This is a genomic window from Pseudomonas resinovorans NBRC 106553 (genome assembly GCF_000412695.1).
Lineage (GTDB): Bacteria > Pseudomonadota > Gammaproteobacteria > Pseudomonadales > Pseudomonadaceae > Metapseudomonas > Metapseudomonas resinovorans_A.
Genome location: NC_021499.1, coordinates 4,985,101 through 4,998,226, shown reverse-complemented (window position 1 = coordinate 4,998,226; position 13,126 = coordinate 4,985,101). Strand labels below are relative to the sequence as shown.

Sequence of the window (13,126 nt, the reverse complement as noted above, 5' to 3'; positions counted from 1 at the left end):
AACCGATGAGCGCGCTCTACATGATTCTGGGCACCCTGATTGCTCTCGGGGTGCTGGTCACTTTCCATGAGTTCGGCCATTTCTGGGTGGCTCGGCGTTGCGGGGTCAAGGTCCTGCGTTTCTCGGTGGGCTTCGGCACGCCGTTGCTGCGCTGGCACGATCGCCACGGCACCGAGTTCGTCGTGGCCGCGATTCCCCTGGGCGGCTATGTGAAGATGCTCGACGAGCGCGAGGCCGAAGTGCCCAGCGAGTTGCTCGAGCAATCCTTCAACCGCAAGCCCGTGGGCCAGCGCATCGCGATAGTCGCCGCCGGCCCGATAGCCAACTTCCTGCTGGCACTGCTGTTCTTCTGGGTGCTGGCCATGCTCGGCAGCCAGCAGGTGCGGCCGGTCATCGGCAGCGTGGCGCCTGACAGCATTGCCGCCCGTGCCGGCCTCGAGGCCGGCCAGGAGATCGTCGGCGTGGACGGCAAGGCCGTCACCGGCTGGTCCCAGGTCAACCTGCAACTGGTGCGCCGCCTGGGCGAAAGCGGCGCCTTGCAGGTCAGCGTGCGCGAATCCGGCGCCACCACCGAACAATCCCGCGAGCTGCAACTCAATGCCTGGCTCAAGGGTGTCGACGAACCCGATCCGATCGGCGCCCTGGGGATCACCCCCTGGCGGCCGGCGATCGCCCCGGTGCTCGCCGAACTCGATCCGAAGGGCCCGGCCCAGGCTGCCGGCCTCAAGACCGGCGACCGCCTGCTGGCCATCGATGGCCAGCCCCTGGACGACTGGCAGCAGTTGGTTGAGCGGGTGCGCAAGCGCCCGGCCGAACGCGTCACCCTGAGCGTCGAAACACAGGGCCAGGTGCGTGATGTGCAGGTGACCCTGGCCGCTCGCGGTGAGGGCGAGGCCCGCAGTGGCTACCTGGGGGCCGGGGTGAAAGGCGTGGAGTGGCCGGCGGAAATGCTCCGCGAGGTCAGCTTCGGTCCGCTGGAGGGCGTGGCGGAGGCGGCATCCAGGACCTGGTCCATGAGCCTGCTAACTCTGGATTCCCTAAAGAAAATGTTGCTTGGCGAGCTCTCGGTAAAAAACTTGAGCGGGCCGATAACCATTGCTAAAGTGGCGGGCGCTTCGGCCCAGTCCGGGGTGGGGGACTTCCTGAACTTCCTCGCCTACCTGAGCATAAGCCTGGGGGTTCTCAATCTGTTGCCAATCCCTGTCCTGGATGGGGGGCATCTGCTGTTCTACCTGATCGAATGGGCGCGAGGCCGTCCGTTGTCAGAGCGGGTGCAAGCTTGGGGGGTGCAGATAGGTATCAGCTTGGTCGTAGGGGTGATGTTGCTTGCCCTGGTCAATGATCTGAGCCGTCTGTAACAAGTCACTGAATGCCGAGTCTGCCGCCTTGTGCGGCAGATTCTTTATTACCGGTTGGAATTAAAAAGGACTTCATGAAACGCCTGCTGCTACCTGCGGTGCTTGCCGCACTCATGATCGCCGAGGTTCACGCCGAGTCCTTCAACATCTCCGACATTCGCGTCAATGGCCTGCAGCGGGTATCCGCTGGCAGCGTATTCGGCGCTCTACCGCTGAACGTCGGCGATTCGGCGGATGACCGCCGTCTGGTCGAGGCGACCCGCGCACTGTTCAAGACCGGTTTCTTCCAGGATATCCAGCTGGGCCGCGAAGGTGACGTTCTCGTCATCACCGTAGTCGAGCGTCCGTCGATTTCCAGTATCGAGATCGAGGGCAACAAGGCCATCAGCACCGAAGACCTGCTCAAGGGCCTGAAACAGTCCGGCCTGTCCGAGGGCGAGATCTTCCAGCGCGCCACCCTTGAAGGCGTGCGTAACGAACTGCAGCGCCAGTACGTGGCCCAGGGTCGCTACTCCGCCGTGATCGAAGCCGAAGTGATCCCGCAGCCGCGCAACCGCGTGGCGCTGAAGATCAACATCAACGAAGGCTCGGTCGCCGCTATCCAGCACGTCAACATCGTCGGCAACAACGTCTTCTCTGACGAAGAGCTGATCGGCCTGTTCGAACTGAAGACCACCAACTGGCTGTCCTTCTTCAAGAACGACGACAAGTACGCCCGCGAGAAACTGTCCGGCGACCTCGAGCGCCTGCGTTCCTTCTACCTGGACCGCGGCTTCATCAACATGGATATCTCCTCCACCCAGGTATCCATCACCCCGGACAAGAAGCACGTCTACATCACCGTCAACATCGACGAGGGTGAGAAGTTCACCGTCCGCGACGTGAAGCTCTCCGGCGACCTCAAGGTGCCCGAGGAAGAAATCAAGAAGCTGCTGCTGGTGCAGCAGGGCCAGGTCTTCTCGCGCAAGGTGATGACCACCACCTCCGAGCTGATCACCCGCCGCCTGGGTAACGAGGGCTACACCTTCGCCAACGTCAACGGCGTGCCGGAAACCCATGACGAGGACAACACCGTTTCCATCACCTTCGTGGTGGACCCGGGCAAGCGTGCCTACGTCAACCGCATCAACTTCCGCGGCAACACCAAGACCGAAGACGAAGTGCTGCGCCGTGAAATGCGCCAGATGGAAGGTGGCTGGGCCTCGACCTACCTGATCGACCAGTCCAAGACCCGCCTGGAACGCCTCGGCTTCTTCAAGGAAGTCAACGTCGAAACCCCGCAGGTGCCCGGCACCGACGACCAGATCGACGTCAACTACAGCGTGGAAGAGCAGCCGTCCGGCTCCATCACCGCCAGCGTGGGCTTCGCCCAGAGCGCCGGCCTGATTCTCGGCGGCTCCATCAGCCAGAACAACTTCCTGGGTACCGGTAACAAGGTCAGCGTCGGCCTGACCCGTTCCGAGTACCAGACCCGCTACAACTTCGGCTTCGTCGACCCCTACTGGACGCCGGACGGCGTGAGCCTGGGCTACAACGCCTTCTACCGCAGCACCGACTACGACGACCTCGACGTCGACGTGTCCAGCTATGCGGTGGACAGCCTGGGTGCCGGCGTCAGCATCGGCTACCCGATCAGCGAAACCGCGCGCCTGACCTACGGCCTGACCGTGCAGCAGGACGAGATCAGCACCGGCCTCTACACCGTTGACGAGATCTTCGACTTCATCCAGCAGGAAGGCGACAAGTACCTGAACTTCAAGGCGTCCGCCGGCTGGTCCGAGTCGACCCTGAACAAGGGCGTGCTGGCCACCCGTGGCCATTCCCAGAGCCTGGTGCTGGAAACCACCATTCCGGGTAGCGACCTGTCGTTCTACAAGCTCGACTACCGTGGCCAGCTGTTCACCCCGCTGAGCCAGAGCACCGCGCTGCGCTGGCACACCGAGCTGGGCTACGGCGACAGCTACGGTTCCACCTCCGAGCTGCCGTTCTACGAGCACTACTTCGCGGGCGGTTTCAACTCCGTGCGCGGCTTCGAAGACAGCAGCCTCGGCCCGCGCAGTACCCCGAGCCGTGGCACCAAACCGGGAACCGCCCTCGATCCGGATCAGGATCCGCTACCCTTTGGTGGCAACGTGTTGATCCAGGGTGGTGTCGAACTGCTGTTCCCGCTGCCCTTCGTCAAGGATCAGCGTCAGCTGCGCACCGTTCTGTTCTGGGACGTGGGTAACGTGTTCGATACCAGCTGCTCGTCCACCGCGACCAACTGCAGCAGTATCAACGCGGGTGACCTGGCCAGTTCCGTGGGTGTTGGCCTGACCTGGATCACCGCGCTGGGCCCGTTGAGCTTCAGTCTGGGCATGCCGGTGAAGAAGCCGGACAATGCCGACACCCAGGTGTTCCAGTTCTCCCTGGGCCAGACCTTCTAAGTGTTTCATCAAGACAACAGTATTTGTTGCAGGAGTTGCATCGTGCGTAAGTTGACTCAATTCGTTCTGGTTGCCGCTGCCTTGATGGCGACTCCGGCCTTCGCGGAAATGAAGATCGCGGTACTGAACTACCAAATGGCCCTGCTGGAATCCGACGCCGCCAAGAAATACGCCGTCGATGCCGAGAAGAAGTTCGGTCCCCAGCTGAACAAGCTGAAGACCCTGGAAAGCGACGCCAAGCGCATCCAGGATCGCCTGGTCAAGGGCGGCGACAAAATGCAGCAGGCCGAGCGTGAGCGCCTGGAGCTCGAATTCAAGCAAAAGGCCCGCGACTTCCAGTTCCAGTCCAAGGAACTGAACGAAGCCAAGGCCGTTGCCGACCGCGACATGCTCAAGCAGCTCAAGCCGAAGCTGGACAAGGCGGTCGAAGAAGTACTCAAGCAAGGCAGCTATGACCTGGTGCTGGAGCGTGGTGCTGTGGTGGACGTCAAGCCGCAGTACGACATCACCCGCCAGGTCATCGAGCGCATGAACCAGCAGCGCTGATAATGGCAGCCCTGGTCTTCACCCTCGGCCAACTGGCCGAGCGCCTCGGAGCCACCCTGCGTGGCTCCGAGGACACGCCCATCAGCGGCCTGGCCACGCTGCAGGAGGCCGGTCCCGGTCAACTCAGCTTCCTGGCCAATCCGCAGTACCGCAAGTTCCTCGGCGACACCAAGGCCGCCGCCGTCCTGCTGACCGCGGCCGACGCCGAAGGTCATGTCGGCGATGCGCTGGTGGTGGCCAACCCCTATCTGGCCTACGCCGAACTCTCCCACCTGTTCGATCCCAAGCCCAAGGCGCAGCCCGGTATCCATCCCACCGCGCTGGTGGCGGACGATGCCAGGGTGGATCCGAGTGCCAGCGTGGGCGCCTATGTGGTGATCGAGTCCGGCGCACAGATCGGCGCCGGCGTGAGCCTGGGTGCCCACTGCGTGGTCGGTGCCCGCACCGTCATCGGTGAAGGCGGCTGGCTGGCCCCGCGCGTGACGCTCTATCACGACGTGAAGATCGGCAAGCGGGTGGTGATCCAGTCCGGCGCGGTGATCGGTGGTGAAGGTTTCGGTTTCGCCAACGAGAAGGGCGTCTGGCAGAAGATCGCGCAGATCGGCGGTGTGACCCTGGGCGACGACGTCGAGGTGGGTGCCAATACCACCATCGACCGCGGTGCCCTGTCCGATACCCTGATCGGCAATGGCGTGAAGCTGGATAACCAGATCATGATCGCGCACAACGTACAGGTCGGCGACAACACCGCCATGGCCGGTTGCTGCGGCATTTCCGGCAGTACCAAGATCGGCCGCAACTGCATGATCGCTGGTGGTGTGGGCATGGTCGGCCACATCGAGGTGTGCGACAACGTGTTCGTCACCGGCATGACCATGGTGACCCGCAATATCACCGAGCCGGGTGCCTACTCCTCCGGAACCGCGATGCAGCCTGCCGCGGACTGGAAGAAGAGTGCCGCCCGTATACGCCAGTTGGACGACATGGCGCGTCGTCTGCTGCAACTGGAAAAACGCCTGGCGGCAGTGACCCCGGGCGGGGATGCTTCATCAGAAGCGTGATTCGCGCAGCGCCGTGCATCCCCAATCTTCTTAAAAGGCTCCAGGAACATGATGGACATCAACGAGATTCGCGAATATCTGCCTCACCGCTACCCTTTCCTCCTGGTGGATCGGGTCGTGGAGCTGGATATTGAAGGCAAGCGCATTCGCGCCTACAAGAATGTCAGCATCAACGAGCCCTTCTTCAACGGCCACTTCCCGCAGCATCCGATCATGCCGGGCGTGCTGATCATCGAAGCCATGGCCCAGGCGGCCGGCATCCTCGGCTTCAAGATGCTCGACGTGAAACCGGCCGACGGCACCCTCTACTACTTCGTCGGCTCCGACAAGCTGCGCTTCCGCCAGCCGGTACTGCCGGGCGACCAGCTGATCCTCGATGCACAGTTCACCAGCGTCAAACGCGGTATCTGGAAATTCGATTGCCGCGCCAGCGTCGATGGCAAGGACGTCTGCTCGGCCGAGATCATCTGTGCGGAACGCAAACTATGAGTTTGATTGACCCTCGCGCCATTATCGATCCGTCGGCGAAGCTGGCGGATGGTGTTCAGGTCGGCCCCTGGTCGATCATTGGACCCGATGTGGAAATCGGCGAGGGGACCGTGGTCGGACCCCATGTGGTCATCAAGGGACCGACCCGTATCGGCGCGCACAACCGCATCTACCAGTTTTCCTCGGTGGGTGAGGACACGCCCGACCTGAAGTACAAGGGTGAAGCCACCCGGCTGGTGATCGGTGACCACAATGTGATCCGCGAAGGCGTGACCATTCACCGTGGCACCGTCCAGGACAGGGCCGAGACCACCATCGGCGACCACAACCTGCTGATGGCCTACGTGCACATCGGTCACGACAGCGTGATCGCCAACCACTGCATCCTGGTCAACAACACCGCGCTGGCTGGCCATGTGCACGTGGACGACTGGGCGATCCTCTCCGGCTATACCCTGGTGCACCAGTTCTGCCGCATCGGCGCCCACAGCTTCTCCGGCATGGGCACCGCAATCGGCAAGGACGTGCCGGCCTACGTCACCGTTTTCGGTAACCCGGCCGAAGCCCGCAGCATGAACTTCGAGGGCATGCGCCGTCGTGGTTTCAGCGCCGAGGCCATCGCCTCGCTGCGCCGTGCCTACAAGGTGGTCTACCGCCAGGGTCTGACCGTGGAACAGGCCCTGGCCGAACTGGCCGAGTCTTCCGCGCAGTTCCCGGAAGTGGCTGTTTTCCGCGACTCCATCCAGTCCTCGACCCGCGGCATTACCCGCTGAGACCATGAATCGTCCTTTGCGCATCGCGCTGGTAGCCGGCGAGGCGTCCGGCGATATCCTCGGTTCCACCCTGATGCAGGCGCTCAAGGCGCGCCACCCCGACATCGAGTTCATCGGCGTTGGTGGTCCGCGCATGCAGGCGCAGGGGCTGGACTCCTATTTCCCCATGGAGCGCCTGGCGGTCATGGGCCTGGTGGAAGTACTGGGTCGACTGCCCGAGCTGTTGTCGCGCCGCAAACGCCTGATCCAGACCCTGATCGAGCAGCGTCCCGACGTCTTCATCGGTATCGATGCCCCGGATTTCAACCTGGGCGTCGAACTCAAGCTGCGCCGTGCCGGGATCAAGACCGTGCACTACGTCAGCCCGTCGGTCTGGGCCTGGCGGCAGAAGCGCGTGCTGAAGATCCGCGAAGGCTGCGACCTGATGCTCACGCTCTTCCCCTTCGAAGCGCGCTTCTACGAAGAGAAGGGCGTGCCGGTACGTTTTGTCGGTCATCCGCTGGCCGATGCCATTCCCCTGGACGCCGATCGCGCGGCCGCTCGCGCCGCGCTCGATCTGCCCGAGGACTCGCCCGTCGTGGCGCTGCTGCCGGGCAGCCGGGGCGGCGAAGTCGGCAAGCTGGGCGCATTGTTCCTCGATGCCGCCGAGCGACTGCGTTCGATTCGCCCCGGTATCCGTTTCGTCCTGCCCTGCGCGAGCCCCGAGCGGCGCGTGCAGGTAGAGGAAATGCTGGCCGGCCGCGACCTGTCGTTGCGTCTGCTCGACGGCCAGTCCCACGAGGCCCTGGCCGCGTGCGACGCGGTGCTGATCGCCTCCGGCACCGCGACTCTCGAGGCGCTGCTGTACAAGCGGCCGATGGTGGTCGCCTACAAGCTGGCGCCGCTGACCTATCGCATTCTCCGGCGCCTGGTGAAGAGCCCCTACGTGTCCCTGCCCAACCTGCTGGCCCAGCGTCTGCTGGTGCCCGAGTTGATTCAGGACGCCGCCACCCCGGATGCCCTGGCCCAGGCGGTGTCACCGCTGCTGGACGACGGCGAGGTGCAGACCCACGGTTTCGACGTCATTCATCGCGCCTTGCGCCAGGACGCCTCCAGCCAGGCCGCCGACGCAATCCTGCAACTGATTGGAGCACCCTGATGCAACTCGGTCTGGACTTCAGCCTGGTGGAAGAACTGGTGGCCGGCGTCGACGAAGTCGGCCGTGGCCCCCTCTGCGGTGCCGTGGTCACGGCCGCGGTGATCCTCGATCCGGCGCGGCCGATTCTTGGCCTGAACGACTCGAAGAAGCTCTCCGAGGCCCGCCGTGATGCGCTGTTCGACGAGATTCGCGAAAAGGCCCTGGCCTGGTGCATCGCCCGCGCCGAGGTCGAGGAGATCGACCAGTTGAACATCCTTCACGCCACCATGCTCGCCATGCAGCGCGCTGTGGAAGGCTTGAGCGTCACGCCGAAGCTGGCGCTGATCGACGGCAATCGTTGCCCCAAGCTCAAGGTGCCCAGTGCGCCGGTGGTCAAGGGCGACAGCCAGGTACCGGCCATCGCCGCAGCGTCCATCCTGGCCAAGGTCGCCCGTGACCGGGAGATGGCCGAGTTGGACGCCCTGTACCCGGGTTATGGCATTGCCGGACACAAGGGCTATCCCACGGCGGTCCACCTGGAAGCCTTGCGCCGCCTGGGGCCGACGCCCATCCACCGTCGCTCCTTCGGACCGGTCCGCGCGCTGCTGGAAGACGGCCGCTGAGGCTGCCTGCTACACCTGTCCACCACTCGATCCCAAGCCTGTAGCTTTGCCCGACGGCCCGGTACAATCCGGGCCTTGTTGTTTTTTGTGTTTTGCATAGGACTTCCATGAGCGCTTCCTTCGTCCATCTGCGTCTGCACTCCGAATATTCCCTGGTAGACGGCCTGGTGCGGGTCAAGCCGCTGGTCAAGGCCGTCGCGGGGGCAGGTATGCCGGCGGTGGCGATCACCGACCAGAGCAACATGTGTTCCCTGGTGAAGTTCTACAAGACCGCCATGGGCGGAGGCATCAAACCCATCTGCGGCGCGGATATCTGGCTGGCCAGCCTGGCCGAGGACGGCCCCCTGAGCCGCATGACCCTGCTGGCGATGAGCGCCAAGGGCTATCGCAACCTCACCGAGCTGGTCTCCCGTGGCTGGTCCGAAGGCCAGAGCAATGGCCTGGTGATCATTCAGCGCGACTGGGTGAAGCAGGCCTCCGAGGACCTGATCGCCCTCTCCGGCGCCAAGGAAGGCGAGATCGGCATGGCCCTGCTGAACGGCGACCAGGCCGGCGCCGAGGCCCTGCTGGCCGAATGGCAGGCGGTCTTCCCCGAGCGCTTCTACCTGGAGCTGCAACGCACCTCCCGGGTCGGCGACGAAGAGCATGTGCATGCCGCCGTGGCTCTGGCCGAGCGTTGCGGCGCCGCGCTGGTGGCCACCAACGACGTGCGCTTCATCAAGCCCGGCGACTTCGAGGCCCACGAAACCCGCGTCTGCATCGGCGAAGGCCGAGTCCTGGACGACCCGCGCCGGCCGCGCAATTTCTCCGACCAGCAGTACCTCAAGTCGCCGGAGGAGATGGCCGAGCTGTTCGCCGATATCCCCGAGGCACTGGAAAACACCGTCGAGATCGCCAAGCGCTGCAATATCGAGGTGCAGTTGGGCAAGCACTTCCTGCCCGATTTCCCCACGCCCAACGGCATGAGCATCGACGACTACCTGCGCCACGCCTCCTTCGAGGGCCTGGAAGAGCGCCTGAGCGTGCTCCTGCCCAAGGACACCACGCCGGATTACGAAGAGAAGCGTCAGCTCTACATCGATCGCCTGGAGTTCGAGCTCGGCACCATCATCCAGATGGGCTTCCCGGGTTACTTCCTGATCGTTGCGGACTTCATCCAGTGGGCCAAGAACAACGGTGTGCCGGTGGGCCCTGGCCGGGGCTCGGGCGCCGGCAGCCTGGTGGCCTACGTACTGAAGATCACCGACCTCGACCCGCTGGCCTATGACCTGCTGTTCGAGCGCTTCCTCAACCCCGAACGGGTCTCCATGCCCGACTTCGACGTCGACTTCTGCATGGACGGCCGCGACCGGGTCATCGACTACGTGGCCGACAAGTACGGCCGCAACGCGGTGAGCCAGATCATCACCTTCGGCTCCATGGCGGCCAAGGCGGTGGTGCGCGACGTGGCGCGGGTGCAGGGCAAGTCCTACGGCCTGGCCGACCGCCTGTCGAAGATGATCCCCTTCGAAGTGGGCATGACCCTGGAGGCCGCCTACAACCAGGAAGAGGCCTTGCGCGACTTCCTAAAGGTCGACGAGGAAGCCCAGGAAATCTGGGACATGGCCCTGAAGCTGGAAGGCATTACCCGGGGCACCGGCAAGCATGCCGGTGGTGTGGTGATCGCGCCGACCAAGCTCACTGACTTCTCGCCGATCGCCTGTGACGAAGAGGGCGCCGGCCTGGTGACCCAGTTCGACAAGGACGACGTGGAAGCCGCCGGCCTGGTGAAGTTCGACTTCCTCGGCCTGCGCACCCTGACGATCATCAAGTGGGCGATGGAGATGATCAACCGCGAGCAGGAGAAGAACGGCCTGCCGCTGGTGGACATTGACCGCATCCCGCTGGATGACAAGAAAACCTACGACATGCTGCAGAAGGCGGAGACCACCGCGGTCTTCCAGCTTGAATCCCGCGGCATGAAGGAGCTGATCAAGAAGCTCAAGCCGGATTGCCTGGAAGACATGATCGCCCTGGTGGCGCTGTTCCGCCCGGGCCCGTTGCAGTCGGGCATGGTGGACGACTTCATCAACCGCAAGCACGGCCGCGCCGAGCTGTCCTACCCGCACCCCGACTACCAGTACCCGGGCCTGGAGCCCGTGCTCAAGCCCACCTACGGCATCATCCTGTACCAGGAGCAGGTGATGCAGATCGCCCAGGTGATGGCGGGCTACACCCTCGGCGGTGCGGACATGCTGCGTCGCGCCATGGGCAAGAAGAAGCCCGAGGAAATGGCCAAGCAACGCGGTGGCTTCATCGAGGGTTGCTCCAGCAACGGCATCGACCCGAACCTCTCGGGCAACATCTTCGACCTGGTGGAAAAGTTCGCCGGCTACGGCTTCAACAAATCCCACTCGGCCGCCTACGGTTGGGTTTCCTACCAGACCGCCTGGCTCAAGGCGCACTTCCCGGCACCCTTCATGGCCGCGGTACTGACCGCGGATATGCACAACACCGACAAGGTTGTGACGCTCATCGAAGAATGCCGGAACATGAAACTGCGCATCGTCGCGCCGGACGTGAACAACTCCGAATACCGCTTCACCGTGGATCTGGACGGCCAGATCGTCTACGGCCTCGGCGCCATCAAGGGAGTGGGCGAGGGCCCGGTGGAGGCGATCACCGAATGCCGCGCCGAAGGCGGGCCGTTCAAGGACCTGTTCGACTTCTGCAACCGCGTCGACCTGAAACGCATCAACAAGCGCACCCTCGAAGCGCTGATCCGGGGTGGCGCCCTGGACCGCCTCGGCCCCTTCTTCAGCAATGAACCCAAGGCCTACCAGGCCGGCGTCGACCGCAACCGCGCGGTACTGCTGGCGGCCATGGAAGAGGCCATCCAGGCTGCCGAGCAGACCGCCCGCAGCCACGATAGCGGCCACATGGACCTGTTCGGCGGCCTGTTCGCCGAGCCCGAGGCGGACGTCTACGTCAACCACCGCAAGGCCAAGGAGCTGTCCCTCAAGGAGCGCCTGAAGGGCGAGAAGGACACCCTGGGCGTGTACCTGACCGGTCACCCCATCGACGAGTACGAAGGCGAGATTCGCCGTTTCGCCCGCCAGCGCATCGTTGAGCTGAAGCCGGCGCGCGACACCCAGATCATCGCCGGCCTGATCGTCAACCTGCGGGTGATGAAGAACAAGAAGGGCGACAAGATGGGCTTCATCACCCTCGACGACCGTTCCGGCCGTATCGAGGCGTCGCTGTTTGCCGAAGCCTTCAACAGCGCCCACGCGCTGCTGCAGACCGACGCCCTGGTGGTGGTGGAAGGGGAGGTCAGCCACGATGACTTCTCCGGCGGCCTGCGCCTGCGCGCCAAGCGCGTGCTGAGCCTGGAAGAGGCCCGCACCGGCCTCGCCGACAGCCTGCGCATGAAGGTCGACTACAGCGCCCTGCAGGGTGACCGGCTGCGCTGGCTGGCCGAGCTCTGCGGCCGTCACCGCGGCTCCTGCCCGCTGACCCTGGACTACAGCGGGGCGGACGCGAAAGCCGTTCTGCAGTTCGGCGATGACTGGAGAATCGCACCGGCCGACGCTTTGATTCAGGCATTGCGTGACCAGTTCGGGCGCGACAACGTCTTCCTGCACTACCGCTGATGCGAGCGTGATAGCACGCCCGCCCGGCCTGATTTCGATTTGATCTCGACCCGAACGCGCCCGATCCCTTAAGGTAGGGCGCCAAATAGAACCAGCCGCCTGGCCCCAAGCGCACGACGGAAGCCTATGAACCCGAACTTTCTGGATTTCGAACAGCCCATCGCCGATCTGCAAGCCAAGATCGAGGAGCTGCGTCTGGTCGGTAACGACAACGCCCTGAACATCACCGACGAGATTTCTCGTCTGCAGGAGAAGAGCAGCGCGCTCACCGAAAGCATTTTCGGCAATCTCTCCAGCTGGCAGATCGCCCAGCTGGCGCGCCACCCGCGCCGGCCCTACACCCTCGACTACATCGAGCACATCTTCACCGAGTTCGACGAGTTGCATGGCGACCGCCACTTCTCCGACGACGCGGCCATCGTTGGTGGCATTGCCCGTCTGGAAGACGAGCCGGTGATGATCATCGGCCATCAGAAGGGCCGTGAGGTGCGCGAGAAGGTTCGCCGCAACTTCGGCATGCCGCGCCCCGAGGGCTACCGCAAGGCGTGCCGCCTGATGGAAATGGCCGAACGCTTCAAGATGCCGATCCTGACCTTCATCGACACCCCCGGCGCCTACCCGGGCATCGATGCCGAGGAACGTGGTCAGAGCGAGGCCATTGCCTGGAACCTGCGGGTCATGGCGCGCCTGAAAACCCCGATCATCGCCACCGTGATCGGCGAAGGCGGCTCCGGCGGCGCACTGGCCATCGGCGTCTGCGACCGTCTGAACATGCTGCAGTACGCCACCTACTCGGTGATCTCGCCGGAAGGCTGCGCTTCCATCCTGTGGAAAACCGCCGAGAAGGCGCCGGATGCGGCCGAGGCCATGGGCATCACCGCCGAGCGCCTGAAAGGCCTGGGCATCGTCGACAAGGTGATCGCCGAGCCCCTGGGCGGCGCCCATCGCGATCCGGCCTCCACGGCCGAGTCCATCCGCAAGGAGCTTTCCGAGCAGCTCAAAGGGCTGAAGAAGCTCAACGACGAGGATCTGCTGGCGCGTCGCTACGAGCGCCTGATGAGCTACGGCGTGGCCTGATCCCTTACCGGCTGCCAAGAAACG

The 13,126-nt window shown here is 64.0% G+C and carries 10 protein-coding genes; all 10 read left to right on the top strand.

Features of this window, described 5'->3' with window-relative positions; translation table 11 throughout:
• Positions 1–5 precede the first annotated feature (5 nt).
• The 10 genes from rseP (at position 6) to accA (ending at position 13,102) form a co-directional block, all read left to right on the top strand.
• Positions 6–1,358: a sigma E protease regulator RseP gene (gene rseP, locus PCA10_RS22495; protein WP_016494388.1), complete on the top strand. Its 1,353-nt coding sequence runs from the start codon at positions 6–8 to the stop codon at positions 1,356–1,358.
• 74 nt (positions 1,359–1,432) lie between these two features.
• On the top strand, positions 1,433–3,784 hold the full coding sequence (gene bamA, locus PCA10_RS22490; protein ID WP_016494387.1) for an outer membrane protein assembly factor BamA: 2,352 nt from the start codon (positions 1,433–1,435) through the stop codon (positions 3,782–3,784).
• A gap of 42 nt (positions 3,785–3,826) precedes the next feature.
• Positions 3,827–4,330, top strand: a complete 504-nt coding sequence (locus PCA10_RS22485; protein WP_016494386.1) for an OmpH/Skp family outer membrane protein — start codon at positions 3,827–3,829, stop codon at positions 4,328–4,330.
• Between the two features lie 2 nt (positions 4,331–4,332).
• Positions 4,333–5,391 carry a UDP-3-O-(3-hydroxymyristoyl)glucosamine N-acyltransferase gene (lpxD, locus tag PCA10_RS22480; protein WP_016494385.1) on the top strand — a complete coding sequence of 353 codons (1,059 nt, stop codon included), beginning with the start codon at positions 4,333–4,335 and terminating at the stop codon, positions 5,389–5,391.
• Positions 5,392–5,439: 48 nt separating this feature from the next.
• Positions 5,440–5,880: a 3-hydroxyacyl-ACP dehydratase FabZ gene (gene fabZ / locus PCA10_RS22475; protein ID WP_016494384.1), complete on the top strand. Its 441-nt coding sequence runs from the start codon at positions 5,440–5,442 to the stop codon at positions 5,878–5,880.
• On the top strand, positions 5,877–6,653 hold the full coding sequence (lpxA, locus tag PCA10_RS22470; protein ID WP_041770409.1) for an acyl-ACP--UDP-N-acetylglucosamine O-acyltransferase: 777 nt from the start codon (positions 5,877–5,879) through the stop codon (positions 6,651–6,653). Before fabZ ends, lpxA begins: the two co-directional genes overlap by 4 nt.
• Before the next feature lie 4 nt (positions 6,654–6,657).
• Positions 6,658–7,791 (top strand): lipid-A-disaccharide synthase, encoded by a 1,134-nt coding sequence (gene lpxB, locus PCA10_RS22465; RefSeq protein ID WP_041770408.1) that lies wholly within the window; start codon positions 6,658–6,660, stop codon positions 7,789–7,791.
• Positions 7,791–8,393, top strand: coding sequence for a ribonuclease HII (gene rnhB, locus PCA10_RS22460; protein WP_041770407.1), 603 nt, complete (start codon positions 7,791–7,793; stop codon positions 8,391–8,393). Before lpxB ends, rnhB begins: the two co-directional genes overlap by 1 nt.
• 107 nt (positions 8,394–8,500) lie before the next feature.
• Positions 8,501–12,025, top strand: a complete 3,525-nt coding sequence (gene dnaE, locus PCA10_RS22455; protein WP_016494380.1) for a DNA polymerase III subunit alpha — start codon at positions 8,501–8,503, stop codon at positions 12,023–12,025.
• Between the two features lie 126 nt (positions 12,026–12,151).
• Entirely contained in the window at positions 12,152–13,102 is a 951-nt protein-coding gene (accA, locus tag PCA10_RS22450) for an acetyl-CoA carboxylase carboxyl transferase subunit alpha (RefSeq protein WP_016494379.1), read from the top strand.
• The last annotated feature ends 24 nt before the right edge of the window (positions 13,103–13,126 follow it).

Bases quoted from the DNA above. Each gene is read 5' to 3' on its own strand.
- rseP (WP_016494388.1), top strand. From the start codon at position 6: ATGAGCGCGCTCTACATGATTCTGGGCACCCTGATTGCTCTCGGGGTG.
- bamA (WP_016494387.1), top strand. From the start codon at position 1,433: ATGAAACGCCTGCTGCTACCTGCGGTGCTTGCCGCACTCATGATCGCC.
- lpxD (WP_016494385.1), top strand. From the start codon at position 4,333: ATGGCAGCCCTGGTCTTCACCCTCGGCCAACTGGCCGAGCGCCTCGGA.
- fabZ (WP_016494384.1), top strand. From the start codon at position 5,440: ATGATGGACATCAACGAGATTCGCGAATATCTGCCTCACCGCTACCCT.
- lpxA (WP_041770409.1), top strand. From the start codon at position 5,877: ATGAGTTTGATTGACCCTCGCGCCATTATCGATCCGTCGGCGAAGCTG.
- lpxB (WP_041770408.1), top strand. From the start codon at position 6,658: ATGAATCGTCCTTTGCGCATCGCGCTGGTAGCCGGCGAGGCGTCCGGC.
- rnhB (WP_041770407.1), top strand. From the start codon at position 7,791: ATGCAACTCGGTCTGGACTTCAGCCTGGTGGAAGAACTGGTGGCCGGC.
- dnaE (WP_016494380.1), top strand. From the start codon at position 8,501: ATGAGCGCTTCCTTCGTCCATCTGCGTCTGCACTCCGAATATTCCCTG.
- accA (WP_016494379.1), top strand. From the start codon at position 12,152: ATGAACCCGAACTTTCTGGATTTCGAACAGCCCATCGCCGATCTGCAA.